The sequence below is a fragment of the Microcoleus sp. B3-D7 genome (assembly GCF_036705305.1).
Lineage (GTDB): Bacteria > Cyanobacteriota > Cyanobacteriia > Cyanobacteriales > Microcoleaceae > Microcoleus.
The window spans coordinates 140,671-160,157 of record NZ_JAUBUE010000009.1; the positions used below are offsets into that span (position 1 = coordinate 140,671).

General features: G+C 44.0%; 15 protein-coding genes. 11 read left to right on the forward strand and 4 right to left on the reverse strand.

Annotated elements, in window-relative coordinates:
- Positions 1–235: 235 nt before the first annotated feature.
- On the forward strand, positions 236–733 hold the full coding sequence (locus QUB25_RS09610) for a hypothetical protein (RefSeq protein WP_333039921.1): 498 nt from the start codon (positions 236–238) through the stop codon (positions 731–733).
- A gap of 65 nt (positions 734–798) precedes the next feature.
- Here QUB25_RS09610 and QUB25_RS09615 read toward each other — a convergent pair whose 3' ends face one another.
- The 3 genes from QUB25_RS09615 to QUB25_RS09625 all read right to left on the reverse strand — a co-directional run bounded on the left by QUB25_RS09615 (position 799) and on the right by QUB25_RS09625 (position 5,431).
- Complete coding sequence (locus QUB25_RS09615; protein ID WP_039886668.1) at positions 799–1,164, reverse strand: response regulator transcription factor; 366 nt, start codon at positions 1,162–1,164, stop codon at positions 799–801.
- 322 nt (positions 1,165–1,486) lie between these two features.
- Positions 1,487–3,823: a polysaccharide biosynthesis tyrosine autokinase gene (locus tag QUB25_RS09620; protein ID WP_333183001.1), complete on the reverse strand. Its 2,337-nt coding sequence runs from the start codon at positions 3,821–3,823 to the stop codon at positions 1,487–1,489.
- 135 nt (positions 3,824–3,958) lie between these two features.
- Positions 3,959–5,431: a polysaccharide biosynthesis/export family protein gene (locus QUB25_RS09625; protein ID WP_333060783.1), complete on the reverse strand. Its 1,473-nt coding sequence runs from the start codon at positions 5,429–5,431 to the stop codon at positions 3,959–3,961.
- A gap of 205 nt (positions 5,432–5,636) precedes the next feature.
- On the opposite strand from QUB25_RS09625, the gene QUB25_RS09630 reads away from it, so the two are divergent.
- The 10 genes from QUB25_RS09630 to QUB25_RS09675 all read left to right on the forward strand — a co-directional run bounded on the left by QUB25_RS09630 (position 5,637) and on the right by QUB25_RS09675 (position 17,633).
- Positions 5,637–7,058, forward strand: a complete 1,422-nt coding sequence (locus tag QUB25_RS09630) for an O-antigen ligase family protein (protein ID WP_333183003.1) — start codon at positions 5,637–5,639, stop codon at positions 7,056–7,058.
- A gap of 255 nt (positions 7,059–7,313) precedes the next feature.
- The gene (locus QUB25_RS09635; RefSeq protein WP_333183004.1) at positions 7,314–8,651 is read left to right on the forward strand and encodes a flippase; all 1,338 of its coding nucleotides are present in this window, start codon (positions 7,314–7,316) and stop codon (positions 8,649–8,651) included.
- Positions 8,648–9,865, forward strand: a complete 1,218-nt coding sequence (locus QUB25_RS09640; RefSeq protein ID WP_333183006.1) for a hypothetical protein — start codon at positions 8,648–8,650, stop codon at positions 9,863–9,865. Before QUB25_RS09635 ends, QUB25_RS09640 begins: the two co-directional genes overlap by 4 nt.
- Positions 9,866–9,884: 19 nt before the next feature.
- Complete coding sequence (locus QUB25_RS09645) at positions 9,885–10,826, forward strand: glycosyltransferase family 2 protein (protein WP_333039934.1); 942 nt, start codon at positions 9,885–9,887, stop codon at positions 10,824–10,826.
- A gap of 24 nt (positions 10,827–10,850) precedes the next feature.
- Positions 10,851–12,104: a glycosyltransferase family 4 protein gene (locus QUB25_RS09650; protein ID WP_333183008.1), complete on the forward strand. Its 1,254-nt coding sequence runs from the start codon at positions 10,851–10,853 to the stop codon at positions 12,102–12,104.
- A gap of 62 nt (positions 12,105–12,166) precedes the next feature.
- A complete protein-coding gene (locus QUB25_RS09655; protein ID WP_333060792.1) occupies positions 12,167–13,075 on the forward strand; it encodes a glycosyltransferase family 2 protein in 909 nt (302 codons plus the stop codon).
- A gap of 1 nt (position 13,076) precedes the next feature.
- Positions 13,077–14,237 carry a glycosyltransferase family 4 protein gene (locus QUB25_RS09660; RefSeq protein WP_333135088.1) on the forward strand — a complete coding sequence of 387 codons (1,161 nt, stop codon included), beginning with the start codon at positions 13,077–13,079 and terminating at the stop codon, positions 14,235–14,237.
- Positions 14,238–14,337: 100 nt separating this feature from the next.
- Complete coding sequence (locus tag QUB25_RS09665; protein ID WP_333060796.1) at positions 14,338–15,567, forward strand: glycosyltransferase; 1,230 nt, start codon at positions 14,338–14,340, stop codon at positions 15,565–15,567.
- Between the two features lie 59 nt (positions 15,568–15,626).
- Positions 15,627–16,709: an NAD-dependent epimerase/dehydratase family protein gene (locus QUB25_RS09670; RefSeq protein WP_333183010.1), complete on the forward strand. Its 1,083-nt coding sequence runs from the start codon at positions 15,627–15,629 to the stop codon at positions 16,707–16,709.
- Between the two features lie 78 nt (positions 16,710–16,787).
- Positions 16,788–17,633: a WecB/TagA/CpsF family glycosyltransferase gene (locus QUB25_RS09675; protein ID WP_333183012.1), complete on the forward strand. Its 846-nt coding sequence runs from the start codon at positions 16,788–16,790 to the stop codon at positions 17,631–17,633.
- 474 nt (positions 17,634–18,107) lie between these two features.
- On the opposite strand, the gene QUB25_RS09680 is transcribed toward QUB25_RS09675, so the two are convergent.
- Positions 18,108–19,046 (reverse strand): class I SAM-dependent methyltransferase, encoded by a 939-nt coding sequence (locus tag QUB25_RS09680; protein WP_333039946.1) that lies wholly within the window; start codon positions 19,044–19,046, stop codon positions 18,108–18,110.
- Positions 19,047–19,487: the final 441 nt, after the last annotated feature.

Here is a 19,487-nt window from a genome sequence, read left to right on the forward strand (position 1 = left end):
CCTCACTACAAATCTATAATGCTGATTATACCGGACACGACCTGATTAACCAGACTGGATATCGACGGAAATCGCTCAACTGAGAAATATAAAAATTTGTATTTTTCAAACTTTTAAAATTCTGCTTGTGGGGCTTTGTTTCGAGTTCGTCTAAAATAGGCAATTTCTATGCCGATTAGGTGATTGGTTTGTGTTAATATGCTAAAATATCCAACAACCACGCGGTAATAATTAGGTGGACAAACTTCAGACAGATATAGAAGCAATTTACTCTCAAATTGAGGAATTGCGCCTGGAACGCCAGCAGCTTAGTATTGCCGATGTTGTCCCATCCGGTGATTCCCCCCAAGCGATCGCCGATGCTTATCGGCGTCACGCGAGGGAAACAGCACAAGTGTCGGCCGAAGTCAAGGGTATAGATGACGCGATCGCGGCTCTGTCTGCTCAACTGAGTCAGAAACAGCAGCAGTCGGTAAAATTGCAAAGAATCACTCCCATGGAGGAGCAAGTTGAAGAAGGAAGATTGCTCGCTCAGGGACACGCGGAACGGATTAATGAACTGGCGGCGGAACTGGCGGCGGAAGTGAAGGGACTCAAAGCTATCGCCGACCAAATTAGTCCCAGCTACTGGCAGGTTTATTACAAGCCTTTTATTACTGGTTTTAAGAGTATTTCTGTTCCCTACGTGCGATCGGACGGGGATGTTTGGACTATTGTCAATCGAGTAGTTTAGAGAGGCTGCGGGAGCAGAAATAATCAGCGCTCAAGACAATTTTTTCCTGTCCCTATTCCTCAACCTCAACCTCGCAGCAATTGCTTAATAGTGCCGACCAATTCCTGTGGGTGAAATGGCTTGGCGATGTAAGCGTCGGCTCCTTGTTTCATTCCCCAATAGCGATCGAACTCTTCGCTTTTGCTCGAACACATTACCACCGGCAAATTTTGGGTTTTAGGGTCGCTTTTGAGCCGGCGACAGACTTCGTAGCCGTTCATCCGGGGCATCACGATATCCAGAACGACTAAATCTGGGCGGTTAGCCTTGATCTGTTCTAGAGCTTCTACGCCATCACTCGCTACCGTGACGTTGAGTCCTCTACCTTTGAGCAAGTCGGCGATCATCTCCCGCAGAGTGACGCTATCATCAACAACCATAACTGTACTCATAGAATAATCCCTACCAAGTTTCTGGGTTGAAACGTTCTCATTAACGTTTACACTAACGTTCACCTTCAAAGGTGTCTTTTCCTGATTGAGATTGCGCTCTGCTAAATGTAGTTTACCCACTTTTGCTGATTTCTCAATCATTTTCTGAGTAATTACCGCAAAATTCAAAGATCCGCGCAATCTCGGTTGACACACGAGGCTATGTCCGTTAGTCTATCATTTTCTTTCTCAAATGGTACTATTATCAAAAAATGAGGGTATAGCTTGGTTGTGCGTTTCCGGTTGAGGACGGCGGCGCTCGGCCGCCTGCATCAACATTTGTCTACTTAGGATGTTTCGTACCTAAAGCCGAGAGTTTTTGGTCGTAGAGCGTGTCTAAAACAACCGGGCGCTGGCGGTAGCTGTGACCGGTGTTTTTGCAGCCATTAGCAACGATTCCCAAGACGGAAGCTCCAGAAATCTTTAATTCTTCTAAAACTTTGCGAACTTGCGATCGGTCTGTTTGCCCAATTTGGACGACCATAATCGTAGCGTCTGTGTGAGCTGCGATCAAGTGGGTGTCTGCCAAGCCTGCTAGTGGCGGGGTGTCATAAATTACTAAGTCAAAAAATGCTTGAAATTGCTCCATCAGATAGTGCATTTTTTTGGAAGAAAGAAGCTTGATCGGATCGGGGGGAATTTGGCCTGCGGTGAGTACGAACAAATTTTCTTGGTTCGGGGCTCGTTGAATCGCGTCGTTGAGACTGAGATCTGTGGAAATGGCATCGCCCAAGCCACGCACGTTTGGCAGTCCTAACTTCGCGTGCAGTTGCGGGCAGCGCAAATCTGCATCTACTAACAATACTCTCTGTCCGACGGCTGCTGCTGTGGCTGCCAGGTGCAAAGCTACTGTAGATTTGCCGTCTCCGGCTACGGCTGAGCCGACTAAGAGCGATCGAATTGCCGTGCCTGCACTGAGCAAGTGAATGTTCGTGTAGAGCGATCGAAATGCTTCTAAAAATTGATAGTCCAAGTCGCTCAAAATACTTGGTCCCCCGCTCATCGAACCAGTATCTCTAGGTTCGCCCAGTTCGACTACTTCCACTTTCGAGTTCGATCGAGCCGATGTTAGTTTTCTCTGTCTGGCTGGCGGTCTGCGCTTGACTTTTTTGGTAAACGGAATCACCCCGAGTATTGGCAATCTTGTGGCCATTCTCAGTGATTCTGGAGTGTGGAACACAGTATTTAGTACCTCTACAAGCAAGCCGACTGCTATGCCCAGCAGACTGCTTAAAATTACTGCCAGCGCTAACTGTTTTTTGGTTTGTTTGACGGTAGCTGTTATAGGCCTGCCAAATTTGTCTAGCGGAATTTCCGGAGGATTTATCAGCACCCAGGGTATTTGCTGCTGAGCCGCATCAATCCGCAAGGCTTCTCGTTTTGCCAAGAAGTCCGACAAACTCTTAGTAACTACTTGCAGTTCCCGCTGTAAATTGTCGTATTGTCGGGTTGTAACTGAAAAGTTTCTGATTTTTTGGTTGAGACCATTTTGCAAAGCAGTCATTTCGCGATCACGCGCTTCAACTTCTTTAATTTGGGTTTCTAAATTTCTCATCACCACTTCTCTTGCTTGTTGAGTGGCGGTTAAAACCAGTTCTTCCCGACTTTTTCGCAACGCTAAAACTGGCAAACTGTCTTCTCTGTACTGAGCTAATTTTAATGACAATTCCGAGTCTATTCTCTGAATTTGACCTAAGAGTGCGCCGTAAGCTTGTCCTTGGGTCATCAGCAGCCCTTGAGGATTATTTTCGTTGAGTAGTTTTTCATAGCTTTGGTAGAGGTTTCGCATCCCTTTTAGCTGAACTCTAATTTCTACTTGCTTACCCCGAATGCTTTGAACTTGTTCAGACAGAGATTTTCCCTCTATCTGAGGTTCAAACAAGTTGCTTTGCTGCCGCAGTCTTTGGACTTGCAGTTGCAGAACTTCCACTCTTTCTCGGAGCTTGGGCATCTCCGTATCTATAAATTTAATACCTTGATTAATGCCCATCAGCCGTTGCTGCAAGCTGTAATCTAGATAAGCTTTAGAAATTTTATTCAGTACGCTGTAAATTTTTTTTCGGTTTGAATCTTTGTAACGAACTTGTAAAATTTTTGTGCCTTGCTGTTTGCCATCTTTCGTGTAGCTGATGCGCTGGATCGACATTTTTGATATCAGTTCGCTATAGTTCATTTTGGGATACGAAGCCCGCAATTCCTCAATCACTGGCTGCATCATTTTGGGACTTCGCAAAATCCTAATTTGGGTTTCGTAGTCTAGTAAGCTAATTCCTTCTATATTAATTCTTGCTAAGTCCGCCGCTTGGGTATTGTTTAATTGTTTGGATTGCAAACCTTCAGCCGTGGCTGGTTCTACTAACAGGGAAAAAGAGCCTTCATACTCGACCGTTATGCTTTTAGAAGTGGCGACGATCGCTGTTCCTGCCAGGGCGCTCAAAGCTATCGTGGCTGCTGCCATGACCAGGAAGCGACGGCGCACGACGCCTAACAACCAGGACAAGTCTAGCTTTTCTTCTTCTCTCTCCTCTACGAAGTGATCTCTGTAGTTCTGAGCAGATAACTCCGGCAGTTTGCCATTCGATTTGGGTGTGAAGGGTTGGTAATCTTGTCTGCTATCCATATTCAGCCAGGGTATTTTTGAGGTTGATGTTTTTGAGGTTGATATTTTTGAAGCGGCCAGGTCGCGGTTGGGTAATCTTATTGTTTCGTTTATTCTAGCCTTTGCCAGGAATTATCCACCTCACCCGCCGCCTTCTTACCTGAATAAAAATCGGAGAACGTTTATAAAATTTAACACTCCCGTAGCTGGCCCGACAGGTCCTATTACAGCGTTCATGCGATCGACAAAATTGACGAGCCCCCTGCGAGATACGATAATCATGTCGTTGTTGCGAAGTTGAGGATTGGTTTCTTCGTTAATTCCTTGAGTTAAATTGACTTCGATCGTCCGTTTAGTAGCTGTACCGTCGTTATTGAGGCGGACTAGCTCAACTTTATCCCTTCTAGCTCTGGTATTCTCGTAGCCAAAAAATCCTCTGGAAATTAAAGCTTGATTCAGTGTGGCATTAGCTGGGAGCCTCAAGGGATCGAGGGATGTTCTGAGTTCTCCTACTACATAAACGTTAATGCCGACGGGGGCAAAGTTAGTGTTGGCGAGCACACCAGCTTCTGCAGGGTTGACGATTGTAGCTTTGGGAACGATGATCGTGTCTCCCTCCTGGAGGATGGTATCTTGGGCGCCGTCGCCGGACTCTAGGAACTGCCACAGGTTGACTGGGATAATTTGTTCGCCTCTTCTGGTGACGCGCCGCACTTGGATTTGCCGGATGTCGGCATCGGAGGTGATGCCGCCGGCTAGCTGAATTGCCCGGATGACGGTAGGGAAACCTTCGCGGCTGAGGTCGTTTGTGGTGTTGCCGCCGATGACGACGTAAGCCCCTGGGCGGGTGACTTGACCAACGATGGAGATCGATCGAGGTTTTTCTGGGGGTGGCGAAAAGTTTGCTGTCGCAAATTGACGAGCTTCTGCTTGGTTGAAGTTGGCGACTGTGGGAATCACGATTGTGTCTCTGTCTTGCAAAATGATGTCTTGAGAGATGTCTCCTTCTTGCAAGAATTTCCACAGGTTGACGTTGAGCACTTGATCGGGGCCGTCTCGTTGGGGACGGCGGACGCGGATGTTGCGGATGTCGGCGACACCCGTGACGCCTTCTGCGAGTCTGATCGCTTGGGTGACAGTGGGGTACTGGACACTCGGCGAGGCTCCCGGCCCGGGAGTTAGGGTAATAGTGAAGTTTCCGGGCCTGGTTACTTCTCCGATGACGCCGACGTTGAGGGGACGGGCAGCGACGAGGCTGACTGTGACTATGGGGTCTTTGAGGACGCGGCGGTAGGCGTTGCGGATGATGTTGGTGGCTTCTACTAAGGTGCGGCCACGGATGGAGACCAAGCCGATCAGGGGCAGGTTGACTGAACCGTCGGAAAGGACTTCGTAGCCGCGGCTGAGTTCGGGTACTTCGAGTATTTCTACTTGGATGCGATCGCCGCCGCCGAGTTTATAGCTTTCCGGCGCTCTCCTAACCGGCGGAACCGTCTGGGCTTGCTCTGCGCCTAGGGGGATGGGAAGTTGTGCCGGGGTGCTTCTGGCGTCAGCGATAACAGTGGAAGCAAACAAGACAACACCCACAACCGACGGGGCTATCTGTCTTGGAAAATGGGTGTTAACCATACACCACCTAATTTTATTGACTATGATTTATATAAGTGTAGCCTTTTGAGTGCGGGACAAAAAGCTCATTATTTTAAGCTATCGCCGAAAAAAGGATGCTCTATTTTTGCTTTATCCCTAATTTCTGTGTTAGCGTGGTTGCCGGTTGACGGCTATATTTTATATCTATATAATTTGATATTGTTGGTGACAAAGGAAAGCAATTATGACTCAACCAGTGTCTATACCAAATATGGTGAAAGAGCTGATTTTAGGTACTTCTTCCTTGACATGGATGCTAATTGCTATAGTCGCGATAGTAACTCTACTATTATTTCAATTTGCTAGTTATAAAAAAGTAGGTTTGGCTTTAGAAAAAAGCTTTGCTGGTCTTTACATTTTTATCTCTCCATTTCTGACACAACCTCCTTTTAATTACTTGCATTTTGTTAACTTGAAAGATCCCGAAGGTGGTATCTTAAAACTCATACCTTATTTTTTTTACCCCTGGGTAGTATTAATTTTAACTTCAAGGGTTAAAGTTTTTAGTAGCAATTTTATAGAAGTTTTTGCCAAGATATTGAGGATGAATCCTTTTTTTTTACTTTATACATTACTTCCATTACTATCTACATTATGGTCTCTAGTTCCTGAAGAAACGCTAAGAGCAGGGCTAGCTTTTTCAGGATTTACTGCTTTCGGGTTTTACATTGCAGCCCAATATAAATGGGAGGATTTATCTCGTTTTTGGCGCTGGGGATACACGGCAATCGGTTTGGCAAGTTTTGTAATGAAACCCCCTGGAGCAGGCGATTTTGTCGGCTTAACCCAATCTAAAAATTCTTTGGGGGGAGTCTTAGCTCTCTGTACGGCATTTTGGTATTTGCACTATTCTCAAGGAGCTAAAACTCAGAAAGAGCGCTGGATTGCTTTGGGAATGATGTTCTTTTCATTTTACCTAGTAAGGGCTAATAAATCGGGATCTGCTCTAGTGATTACTATCATATTAATAATTGCAGTGTCCTCACTAAATTTTTTAAAAAAATTAACTTTTCAGTGGGCATTTACTGCGATTATATGTTTCCTGGTCGTCAGCATAATTATGACTGTTTTTGTAGTAGACAACCTAGAGGATATTATTGTAGGTGGGTTAGGCAAGGACTTGACTCTAACTGGGCGGACAGAATTCTGGCCGCAGTTAATGGCTGCGGTCAATCAGCGTCCCTGGTTTGGCTACGGATACGATGGATTTTTTCAACAAGATAAGTTAGGAGCGGGTACTCCTGCTTATTTTATTTATACTCCTAGTGGATTTCAACCTGAAAACCCTCACAATGGGGGGATTGGGATATTGTTAGCCTTCGGTTGGCCGGGATTAATTTTAATGATGACTTCCTTGCTGCTCAATTTAGCTTACGCAGTTCGGTATTTGAGTCGTAGCACGTTGGAAGGAGCAGGAATACCTATTTGTTTTCTAGTCTCTATTATTATGAGCAACATCACAGAAGGTTATATTATAGATATAGGAAATCCTTGGCTGAGTTACGTAATGTTGACGGTTCGACTTGCGATAGATAATGCTAACAATAGTTCTAACAGTAGCACCAGTAACCCTCAAAGGCGTTCTTTAGCTCGCACTGTCCATTGAAGTAACCTTTATTGGGCGGATCGTGGGTCAAGTTGGGGAGCATCTCCTATTTGTAAAAACACTTCTTCTGGCTCCTTCCTTCTTCCTCTTTCCTTCTGCCTCCTGCCTAAAAACTCGAATTTTTAGGTCGGCTGCAAAAGTGAGATGTTCCCTCAAGTTGTGATATGTTGTTATAGGATCAACCAGTCTAATTTTGCGAGATTGCCGACCCTGCTAGAACCGCGTTTGTGTTTTGTAAAGATTTAAAATATTCTGATGCTAGATAAGTTAACTGCGGTCAGTCAAAGGCTCGGCCCTAATCTGCGCCAGGTACTCAGCAACATAGCTTGGCTGTTCACTGACCAAATCTTGCAGATGGGTCTAGGTCTGTTTGTGGGCCTTTGGGTGGCTCGCTATCTTGGTCCGACACAATTTGGATTGCTCAACTACGCGATCGCCTTTGTGTCGCTGTTTAGTTCGGTGGCAACGATGGGGTTGGGTACTCTGGTAGTGAGGAATATCGCTCGCGACCCAGAATGCAAAAATGAGACCCTGGGAACGGTCTTCGGACTGCAATTTACTGGTGGCTGTATCACTTTGTTGTTAACTGTCACCGTGATTGCGCTAGTCAAGCCCAACGACACTCTGACTCGGTGGCTTGTAGGTATCATTGCAGCAGGAACTATCTTTAATGCTTTTGAGGCTATCAATTTTTGGTTCCAGTCCCAAATCCAGTCAAAATATACAGTGTTGGCTAAAAATTCGGTATGTTTTTTAGTTGCTGCTGTCAGAATTGCGTTAGTAACAATTAAAGCCCCCCTGCTTGCCTTCGCCTGGGTTAGATTGACAGAGGTCGCATTGGTAGGAATCGCTTATGTATATTTTTATAAGCTTACGGGGAATAAAATTAAGGATTGGCACTTCAGTTGGGAAAAGTGTAAGGAACTGCTATCGGAGAGTTGGCCAATAATTTTGTCGGGATTTGCAGTTTATGTGTACTCAAAAACGGATCAGATAATGCTCGGTGCGATGAATAAAAATGCCGAACTGGGCTATTATGCTGCCGCTGTTAAAATTTCGGAAATCTGCGATTTTTTGCCGATGATCATATCCAGCTCTATTTTTCCCAAATTAGCGAATTTGAGAAAGACAAATTATGAAGAATATCTAAATAAATTTCAAATTTATTCTGATATAATGATATTTTTGTGGTTGGGAGTTGCCATACCGATATCATTACTTTCTCCCTGGATAGTGCATCTACTTTACGGTGACAAATATGCACAGTCAGCAGCGGTGCTTGGAATCTATGTTTGGGCGCAATTTGGCAGTAACTTTGGAGTAGCACGGAGCACATATTTAAACATAGAAGGTCAGTTGCGCTACGGTCTTTATTTGACTGTAGTCGGATCTACTTTAAATGTAGGGTTGAACTTTTTGCTAATTCCTAAGTATGGAGCTTTGGGAGCAACCACAGCTACTCTGATAACTTATTTTTACGTAATTATATTAGTCAATTTCTTGATTAAGGAATTGCGCCCATTCGCAACTTTCATCTGGCGCTCGCTTAACTTATACAAGGCAGCTTGTAGAATCAGAGGATTAGTAAAGTGATTCAAATTAAACCTAAAATCGAACAGCGCTCGAATTGCCCCTATTGCGACACTGAACTCAATGCAAAAAAAATTTTGTGGCAAGGGATACATATTGTTCTGGACTGTAAGTGCGCGGGATGTGGTAGCGAAATACTCGACGAGTTAAGAGTAGGTCATGGAGTCAGAAACTCTGTCCAAGTTGATACAAACAAAGGTGAAGTTTTTGCAAAATTTGCTAACATAAAAGAATGGCTAGGCAAACCATTACTCAATTCACTCCAAAATCCTAACTCAGAAAAACTGGAGATTGTAAAAGAGATTTTTAAACCCAGCAAGCGGGTAATTATCTTAAACTGTATCGATCATCTTTATGGTCATTCCCTGCTGAAGTTGCTAAATGCACAAAGGCACTTAGAATGGAACTCGGACTTCGGGTTAGTTGTGATAGTTCCTAAGTTTCTAAGGTGGATGGTTCCTGATGAAGTTGCAGAAGTCTGGACAGTACCTATTTCTTTAAAAAATGGTCAAACTTACTATCCTAGCTTCGCCGAGTTTGTAGAGGAAGAAACTAAACGCTTTGATGAAATTTATGTCAGCGAAGCCCATTCTCATCCTAGCCAGTTTGACATCACGCGGTTTACTAGAGTTCCGAAACACAAATTTGAGGAGCCAGAAACAAGAATCACTTTTATTTGGCGGGAAGATCGTTTATTAGTTAACGGTTTGCTGTTCCGAATTCTGAAAAAGCTAAATCAACGAGAAAGGGCATTGCCATTGCAAAATTTAAAAATTCAGCAGTTATTTGAGAAAATTAGGTTGCAAGTACCTGAAGCAAAATTTGCAGTAGCTGGTTTGGGGACAAAAACTAAGTTTCCAGAATGGATTGAAGATTACAGAGTAAATAGTTTTAATGAAAAAGTTGAAAAAGAAATATGCCGTGTTTATTCACAAAGCCGCTTAGTAATTGGTCTTCACGGCTCTAATATGTTGCTACCTTCGGCTCATGCTGGTATGACAATTGATTTGATAGATGAGCGTTGGGGGAACTTTGCCCAAGATATTTTATACCAAGAACGTGACCCGAGAATGGCTAGTTTTCGCTATAGATTTTTGCCCTATCAGACTAGCAATGATACACTGGCATACATAGCGGCTGTGATGCTGCAGAAGTGGTTTAATTTTAAATCGCAGATGACTGCTGAGCTTGTTAATTCCGATGTTGAAGACTACTAGAAAAAGTAGAGTCGCATAAATGTTCAATTACCGAATCCAAACACCCGTCGCTTTTATCATCTTCAAACGTCCAGATACAACGGCTAAAGTATTTGAGGCAATTCGTCAGGCCAAACCTCCCAAATTGCTAGTAATTGCTGACGGCCCACGTCCAGATAGGCCTGGAGAAGATCAAGAATGTGCTGCTGCTAGAGCTATTATTGACCAAGTAGATTGGGACTGCGAAGTTTTGAAGAATTACGCAGACGTAAATCTCGGTTGTCGCCTGCGGGTTTCTAGCGGTATGAATTGGGTGTTTGATCAAGTGGAAGAGGCAATTATTCTTGAGGATGACTGTCTCCCTCATCCTACTTTTTTCCGCTTCGCTGAAGAATTGCTGGAGCGTTACCGAGACGATCAGCGGATTCTGTCAATCTCTGGTCAAAATGTTCAGTTTGGGCGAAAAAGAACTGATTATAGTTACTACTTTTCTCGCTATAATCACTGCTGGAGCTGGGCGAGTTGGAGGCGAGCTTGGCAGCATTATGATTTAGATATGAAGTTGTGGCCGGAAATTCGGGATGGTAATTTTTTGATGGATGTACTAGGAGACTCCCATGCTGTAAAAGTTTGGACAAATACTTTTCAGCTTTGTTATGAAAAAAAATTACAGAGTTGGGCTTTTCAGTGGACATTTGCTAGTTTTATTCAAAATGGTATGAATATTCTTGCAAATGTCAATTTAGCTTCTAATATCGGACATGGTGTAGGGGGAACTAATACGGAGGATGTCAACAGTCCTTATAGTAATATGCCTGTAGAAGCTATAACATTTCCCATGAAACACCCAGCCTTTGCCATTCGGGATGTGCAAGCAGATAATTTTACTGAAAACACTTTATATGATTACGATCCGCCCTTGCTAAGGAAGGTGCAAAAAAAAGTCAATAAACTTTTGAAAAAATCAGGCAAAGTCACCTAGAAATTTAGAGGAGAGGCAGGGGAAATGAAGGTTGTACTTCTCAATAGTTCTGATAGTGAAGGGGGGGCTGCCCGCGCCGCTTATCGACTGCACCAAGGTTTCCAGGGGATTGGTGTGTCTTCGCAAATGCTGGTAAAAAATAAGAGTAGTGCCGATCGCAATGTAATTTCGTCACAGAATAGTATTGCGAATAAGTTTGACAAGATTATTTCAACTTTATCTAACGCACCATTGCGCCTCTACCCTAAGAGAAACCCCGTTATATTTTCTACAGAAGTGCTGCCAGATGCTCTATCGAATCGACTGGATATACTCGCTCCTGATATTATTAATTTACACTGGGTTTGTGGGGGCTATTTACAAGTAGAAAGTATTCCCAAGTTTAAGCAGCCCTTAGTTTGGACGCTGCATGATATGTGGCCTTTTACAGGTGGCTGTCACTATAGTGAAGATTGCAATCGCTACACTCAATCTTGTGGTAGTTGTCCGCAACTTCACAGTAATAAAGATTCGGATTTGTCGCGGTGGGTGTGGCAGCGAAAAGCTAAAGCTTGGGATAAGCTTAACCTAACTTTGGTTAGCCCTAGTGTTTGGTTAGCGAAATGCGCTCATTCTAGTTCTTTATTCAAAGATTTTCGAGTTGAAATAATTCCTAATGGCATCAATACTCAAAAGTACAAACCCATAAATCGTCACTGGGCGCGAGAAATCCTGAATTTGCCTCAAGATAAACAAATTGTACTCTTTGGAGGTGCAAGTGGAACAGGCGATCGCTGGAAAGGATTTAACTTGCTCGTACCCGCTTTACAAAGCCTCAGTAAATCAGGCTGGAAAGATCGGATAGAGTTGCTGGTTTTTGGCTCTTCTCAACCCGACAATCCCATTGAACTGGGTTTTAAAACTCACTATTTGGGAAAACTCGCAGATGATATTTCCCTAGCAACGGTTTATGCAGCAGCAGATATTTTTGTCGCCCCTTCCGTGATAGATAACTTGCCCAATACAGTCATGGAAGCCCTTGCTTGTGGCATCCCCAGCGCCGCATTTAATATTGGGGGACTGCCCGATCTGATCGAACACTGCTCCAATGGCTATTTAGCTAAACCTTATGAAACAGAAGACTTAGCGCGAGGAATTGCTTGGGTTTTAGAAGATCCCAATCGGCATCAAAAACTTTGTATTCGCGCCCGCCAGAAAGTGGAACAAGAATTTACTTTAGACATACAAGCAAATCGCTATTTGTCTGTTTTTAACGATCTTGTGTCCACTCCAAAGTAAAAATCAGATTTTACGTAGTAAATTTTACCAGGCTATCGCTAAAAGCCACCAAATTGCGAATAATGAACCGTACTAAAATCGCCGCCCTTTTAACTTGCTTCAACCGCAAAGAGAAAACATTAGCTTGTTTAGAGGCTCTTTTTAAGCAGGCACTTCCAGCCGATGTTGATATTTTAGCCTATTTAGTCGATGACGCCAGTACCGATGGCACCAGCGAGGCAGTTCGTCAAATCTATCCTCAAGTCAATATTTTTTCCGGCGATGGGAACTTATTTTGGAACGGGGGAATGCGTGGGGCTTTCACCGAAGCAATGAAAGATGATCCCGACTACTACCTATGGTTAAATGATGACACTCTTATTTATCGAGACACCGTAAGTGTCTTGCTAGAAACAACTCAAAAATTATTAGAAAAAGGAGAAACCAAAGCCATCATTGGCGGTTCTACCTGCGACCCCGAAACGGGTCAAACAACATACGGAGGTGTTGTGCGAAATAACCCTTTGCACCCCTTCCGATATGGTATCCTCGAACCAACAAAAGAGCCTCAGATCTGCGATACAATGCACGGCAACTGCGTATTAATTCCCCGCAGCGTTGTGCAAAAGGTCGGCAACCTCGATCCAGCTTTTGTCCATTATATTGGCGATTGGGATTATGGTTTACGAGCCAGACAGAAAGGATGTACAGTTTGGATTGCTCCTGGCTATTTAGGAACTTGTTCTCTCAACCCCCAGGTGACTAAAACGGCTGCTGATAATTTAAGTGAAGGATTGGATAAAATGAGTAAACCCAAAGGTTTATCCTTCAAAGATACTACCCTGCAACCGGCTCAAGAGTGGAAAGTATTTACTCAGCGGCATGGTGGCTGGTTGTGGCCAATTTATTGGCTGCTACCTTATCGCAGGTTAGTTTGGCTTTCAGTGTTGAGTAAACTGGGATTGACTAAAAACAAAACTCAAGGTGAATAGGATGGTTGATAGAAATGAACTCCGCATTGCTTGGCTTGTCCCGGAAGTGGAACTGGGAGCTTACTGGCAGCCTGTTTTGAGGGAATTTACAAAAATTTTTAAGAATACTGTATTTTATACTGGTCGTGTTTGGTCTGGGTTCGATCCTACGCTGCCGGGAGCATCGGCAATTCAGTTGGTAGGGGAGACTACATTTGTCGAGACGGAAAAGATAGAAACAGGATACGATCGCGGATTCATTGTAGTATCGCCTAGTATTATCGGCTATTTACTAAAATTTAGACCTCACGTGGTCTTTCCCCAAGCTTTCTCTTTGTGGACTGTAATTGTTGCGTTTTTAAAACCGCTACTGAGGTGGAAAATTGCGATTATTTACGATGGTAGTTCCCCAAATACAGACTTTCGAGATTCCAGTTTTAGGACATTTGTGCGCCGCATTCTTGTGCGGTTTGCCGATGCTTTTGTTGCCAATAGCAATGCCGGTAAAAAATATCTAATGGAAGTTCTCAACGTACCGGAGGATAAAATTTTTACCCGAACCTATCTCGTACCTGATGCGGGAGCTTTGCTGAAACGATTAGATCAAACTCAGCCACCCAACTTGCAGTTAAAACGCCCGATTTTTCTGTATGTAGGGCGCATAACGGCGAGAAAGGGAATTAAAACGCTTTTAGAAGCTTGCGCTATTCTTAAAAGTCTAGGTTATGTTGATTATTCGCTGTTAATTATTGGCAAGGGAGATCAGCGGGAAGAACTGGAAGCATTTATTAAAGAGTGCGATTTTGAAGAGCAAGTCATGTGGGCGGGATGGGTAGAATATGGAAATTTAGGTGCTTATTTTCAGCAAGCTGATATTTTTGTGTTTCCTACTTTTGAGGATGTCTGGGGTATGGTTGTACCCGAAGCGATGGTGTTGGGAAAACCAGTATTGTGTTCAAATGGTGCAGCTTCCTGTGAGTTAATTATTTCAGGCGAGAACGGTTATATTTTCGACCCTAGCAGTGCTCAAGACTTAGCGGCTCAAATGCAAATTTTTCTAGATGATCCTGATTTGATTGAGTCGATGGGAGAGCGTTCACGACAGATAATTTCTCAAAAAACTCCCGAAACAGCAGCTAAAGCTTACGTCGAAGTTACATCTTTTTTGATGGAGAATAGGTGAAGCAAGTTCGGCAACGGATGAGTGTAAAGGATTTAACGGAGAGAGGGAAGAGGGAAGAGGGAAAATTTAGCAATTACCAATTAGCAATTACCAATTAGCCATGAAAGTTTTATTATCTGCGTTTGCTTGCGAACCGAATCTCGGCTCCGAAGAGGGAGTAGGATGGAATACTGTTATCCAATCTGCTAAACATCACGAAAGTTGGGTGTTTACTCGCACGTTTTGTCGATCGTACATTGAAGCAGAACTAGAGCGGAACCCAGTGCCAAACCTGCACTTTGTTTATTTTGATCCGTTTGGGTGGAGCGAAGATTGGAAGGGGAAACAAGGATTGCTGCAACTTCACTACTATCTGTGGCAAATCTGGGCTTATTTTATCGCTCGGAAGCTCGATCGCGAAATTGGTTTTGACATAGTACATCACGTAACTTATGTCAAACATTGGTCTCCAAGTTTCTTGGCGCTGTTGCCGCATCCTTTTATTTGGGGGCCGGTGGGGGGTGCAGAAGCAGCACCAAAGGCTTTTTGGCAAGATTTTAGCCGCCGGGGAAAAATTTACGAAACGCTGCGGGCATTGGCTCAAAGGCTAGGAGAACGCGATCCGTTTGTGGGTCTGACGGCGCGTCGCAGTGCCGTGGCGCTGGCGACTACGGAAGAAACCGCAGCCAGACTGCGATTTCTCAAAGCAAAAAACGTGAAGATTTTCTCACAAGTCGGTTTGTCGCAGCAGGAAATTCAAGAACTAGAGCAATTTCCTACCCCGCCTGAGCAACCAATTAGATTCATCAGTGTTGGTCGTCTCTTACATTGGAAAGGGGTGCACTTGGGACTCCGTGCATTTGCGGAGGCGAAGCTGGAACAATCGGAATACTGGATTGTCGGAGACGGCCCGGAAAGGCAGCGTTTGGAAGCTTTGGCCACAGAATTGGGACTGGCAAATAAAGTATTTTTTTGGGGAACTTTATCTCGCACTGAAACTCTTTCTAAAATGGGGGAGTCTCACGTTCTCCTCCATCCGAGTTTGCATGACTCTGGTGGTTTTGTTTGCACGGAAATGATGGGGGTTGGTCGTCCCACGATTTGTTTGGATTTGGGCGGACCGGCTACTCAAGTGACGGCTCAAACGGGGATTAAAGTGGCTGCTACTGACCCCGATCGCACTGTGCAAGGTCTAGCAGAAGCTATAGTGTGTTTAGCCCAAGATCGTGAATTGCGAGATCGCTTGGGTCGAGCGGGTCAAACGCGCGTCAGGGAAATCTATGATTGGGATGTTAAAGGTTTATTCTTTGCCCAATTGTGCGAAGATGTATTCGATGGAAAATCAGGATAACTTCTGATGGGTTCGATCGGGCAAAACAAAGAAAACTATATTTTTTCAGGCGGTGAAACGTGGGCGTTGCAATCATTACTGGCTCGGCGGGTTTAATTGGCTCTGAGGCGTGTCAGTTCTTTGCCAAACAAGGCTTAGATATAGTTGGGATCGACAATAATATGCGCCAGTTCTTTTTTGGTGCTGATGGTTCTACAAACTGGAACCGCCAACTGCTAGAAAAGTCTTTGGGTACCAAGTATTATCACTTAGATGTGGACATTCGCGACTATGAAGCGATTACCAATATCTTTCAGCGGTACGGCGAGTCGATCGAATTAGTAATTCACACAGCAGCCCAGCCCAGCCATGATTGGGCTTCCCGTGCTCCGAAAATAGACTTTACCGTCAATGCCAATGGCACTCTCAATCTTCTCGAAGTAACTCGCTTGTACTGTCCTAAAGCGGTTTTCATTTTCACTTCTACCAATAAAGTATACGGCGATACGCCTAACAATTTGCCTTTAATTGAATTAGAACACAGGTGGGAAATTGAACCAGGCCATACTTACGAAAGCGGTATTCGGGAAGATATGTCAATCGATCAGTGCCTGCACAGTTTGTTTGGTGCTTCTAAGGTAGCTGCTGACGTTTTAGTCCAAGAATACGGTCGATATTTTAATATGAACACCGCTTGTTTTCGCGGCGGCTGTTTGACGGGTCCAAATCACTCAGGAGCTCAATTGCACGGCTTCCTAGCCTACTTGATGAAGTGTGCTGTCACGGGAACTCCTTACACCGTGTTTGGCTACAAAGGCAAGCAAGTTCGCGATAACATTCATAGCGCAGATTTAATTTCGGCATTTTATGAATTTTATAAAGCTCCCCGAAGCGCCCAAGTTTATAATACAGGAGGAGGCCGGTACAGCAATTGTTCGATGTTAGAAGCGATTCAGATGTGTGAGGCAATTGCAGAACGCAAATTTAATTGGACTTACGCTGAAGGGAATCGCATTGGCGATCACATTTGGTGGATTAGCGACAATTCAAAGTTTTCCAGTCACTATCCCAACTGGAAAATGAAATATAACGTTAAACAAATCCTACAGGAGATTTATGAATGTAACCGCGAGCGTTGGCTGAAAGAGGATTCCCATGATTGAGCGGGGCAAAAAGAATGTGCTGGGAATTTCGGTAAAAGATTGAAGAATACAAGGTTAAACAAATCTTAGGGGAGATTTATGAGTGTAACTGCGAGCGTTGACTTAAAGAGGTGCTCCATGATTGATAAAGGGAAAAAGAATGTACTGGGCATATTAGTTAATGCCGTTAATTATGAAGCGGCTGTTAGCAAAATTATTGCAGCAGCCAGCGCCGGAAAACCAATGTCAGTTTCTGCTCTAGCGGTTCACGGGGTAATGACTGGAGTGCTCGACAGCACTCATCGTTATCGGATTAATCACATTGACTTAGTATTGCCAGACGGACAGCCCGTCAGGTGGGCGTTAAATTGGCTCTACCATACGGAATTGCCTGATCGAGTTTGCGGGCCGAATGCGATGTTACAAATCTGCGAACGTGCGGCAGAAGAAGGATTACCTATCTATTTGTACGGATCTCAAGCTTCTGTACTGGAAGCTTTATCTCGCAATCTTTGCCAGCGTTTTCCCAAGTTAATTATTGCTGGAACTCAGCCTTCTAAATTTAGGCACGTTTCGCCCCAAGAGAAACAAGAAATTGCAGAGCAAATTCGCAACAGCGGTGCAGCAATTACTTTTGTCGGTTTGGGGTGTCCGCGACAAGAAGTCTGGGCTTACGAATACCGCGATGAGTTATCAATGCCGCTGATTGCTGTAGGTGCTGCTTACGATTTTCATGCGGGTAATTTGGCTAAATCTCCTGACTTTTTATCTAAAATAGGTTTGGAATGGCTGTTTCGGATGATTAAGGAACCTCGGCGCCTTTGGCAGCGGTATGTTTTTTTGAATCCGCTTTATATCTGGCTGTTTTTGCTACAAGCTTTGAAAATCAAACAGTTCGACCCCACAGACGCCACGCCGCCCGCAGAAGAAGTATTATATGGTTGAAATTTAAAAGTTTCTTGTGAATTATGGGTACTCACAAGAAAAAATTAAAAAAGCAAACATATCGTAACTAATCGTTCTGAGGTGGAACTGCGATCCCATATTCAATAAAATTTATATCAAATCCGGTAGCATCCGAATTATAGTGAGAGCTTAAGAGAACGCGATTTTGGTAGCGATCTCTTAAGCTCCCACTGGCATGATCCCAATATATTATTCCGATGCAACCCGAAACTATATTACGCCAGAAAACACTTTTTACATTATCTATGTGGTAAGCTGCGGACTGCACACCTTACATACAAAGTTTGTGCGTCAGTCTCGATCGAGTCAGGTGGATTGCTGGGTCAATAGTAGCATTTGGTTTGACTGTACTCCTGGCATGGGCGATGATGGCAGAGGCTCGCAAAAGTATGGTGAGTGTGTAACCATACTTGATAATCAAAGCCAAAGTTTATTGCCCTTACCTCGATATTGCTATGGCTTTTGTGCCACAATCCGGATCGAGTCGTACTTGTTTTCATCAGCAGCAAAAATTGTTTTCAGCAGTAGCTTCCAAGCTTGGACTTTACTGTTTTCCTTGGGCTTTACTATCTGATGAGAGCCCATTGAATCGAACACACTGAAAATTTTTCTTTCATCATTGATCCAAGTGTTTTCAAATTGGCGATAGTAGCCATTAAACTGGGTAGAAATTATCTCAAATCCTACTTTTTCACAGATAGCGCGAAAGCTCTGCGGTGTGAAGAAATACAAATGCCTTGGTACATCTAGATGCATCCATGCAATCCCTGATGACTTCAGCCCAATACAAGAGTTATTTGGTACTTCCATCACCAATTTGCCGCCACCCACGAGCAACTGCATGGCATTGCGGAGTGCAAGTAAAGGATCTCTGGTATGTTCGAGTACGTGGTTCATCACAATTATGTCGTACTGTCTAGACTGGACTTCCGGGGGCAAAGATTCAGCAGTACCATAAAGTACATTAAGACCTCGCTGCTGGGCCAACACTAAAGCTTGTTGATCGGGTTCTACGCCCCAGACTTTGTGACCATCTGCTTGCAGTTCTTGCAGCAGGTGCCCGTTGGCGCAACCAATTTCTAAGATCGAGGAGGAAGCAGTCCCGAACTGTTGCTTCCACCATTTACTTGTGACATCTACTCCGCGATCGAAACGCCAAGCTAGATGGGTACGCAATTTATCGAAAAAGGAAATAGAAGAGGCAGATACGAAGCCTGTAAAGTCTATATGATGAGTATAATACTCATCGATGTCGTAGAAGCTGGCGATTTTGTTGAGTTCGGGTAGAGGATGAATGCATCCAAGTTGTGACTTTTCGCACCAGTACAATTGAAATGACTCATTGTTTGGAGGTCTGCGCCAATCACCGGGTATGAATAGCCACGGTTTCATACTCTGTCCCGATATCGGGCAGACGACGGTAGGGCTTAAGCACGTTTGACTTTGCATTTTAGTTTTCCTTACTTAGGAACTGGATGTACTAATAACCGCTTATGTTAGATCACTCCGGGACGTTATGTGCCAGTGATAATTGTGTTATCCTCTATACAGGAGATGAAGGCCTAAAACTTATGAAGTTTTGGGAATACCATTACTGAGGCGCGGTTTTCACGTAACATCGAATTTAAGTTAACGCATTTAGCTGGCTTTGTCACTTTTGATAAAAAACTACACCTTCAGCGAGCGGGCGGAGAGTAAGTTTTTCTCTAGTCAAGAATTCAGCAATAATTAAAGTATACATTAAGTTAGAAACATCATATACCTCTAAAGTATGATACTAATAAAAGCATTTGTGCATATACCTAATAAATAATGAAGCCGTTGATTTAACAA

Excerpts from the sequence above, each read along its gene's own strand:
- QUB25_RS09655 (WP_333060792.1), top strand. The coding sequence starts at position 12,167 with ATGAACCGTACTAAAATCGCCGCCCTTTTAACTTGCTTCAACCGCAAA.
- QUB25_RS09680 (WP_333039946.1), bottom strand. The coding sequence starts at position 19,046 with ATGAAACCGTGGCTATTCATACCCGGTGATTGGCGCAGACCTCCAAAC.
- QUB25_RS09660 (WP_333135088.1), top strand. The coding sequence starts at position 13,077 with ATGGTTGATAGAAATGAACTCCGCATTGCTTGGCTTGTCCCGGAAGTG.
- QUB25_RS09635 (WP_333183004.1), top strand. The coding sequence starts at position 7,314 with ATGCTAGATAAGTTAACTGCGGTCAGTCAAAGGCTCGGCCCTAATCTG.
- QUB25_RS09645 (WP_333039934.1), top strand. The coding sequence starts at position 9,885 with ATGTTCAATTACCGAATCCAAACACCCGTCGCTTTTATCATCTTCAAA.
- QUB25_RS09675 (WP_333183012.1), top strand. The coding sequence starts at position 16,788 with ATGAGTGTAACTGCGAGCGTTGACTTAAAGAGGTGCTCCATGATTGAT.
- QUB25_RS09630 (WP_333183003.1), top strand. The coding sequence starts at position 5,637 with ATGACTCAACCAGTGTCTATACCAAATATGGTGAAAGAGCTGATTTTA.
- QUB25_RS09615 (WP_039886668.1), bottom strand. The coding sequence starts at position 1,164 with ATGAGTACAGTTATGGTTGTTGATGATAGCGTCACTCTGCGGGAGATG.
- QUB25_RS09620 (WP_333183001.1), bottom strand. The coding sequence starts at position 3,823 with ATGGATAGCAGACAAGATTACCAACCCTTCACACCCAAATCGAATGGC.
- QUB25_RS09650 (WP_333183008.1), top strand. The coding sequence starts at position 10,851 with ATGAAGGTTGTACTTCTCAATAGTTCTGATAGTGAAGGGGGGGCTGCC.
- QUB25_RS09625 (WP_333060783.1), bottom strand. The coding sequence starts at position 5,431 with ATGGTTAACACCCATTTTCCAAGACAGATAGCCCCGTCGGTTGTGGGT.
- QUB25_RS09665 (WP_333060796.1), top strand. The coding sequence starts at position 14,338 with ATGAAAGTTTTATTATCTGCGTTTGCTTGCGAACCGAATCTCGGCTCC.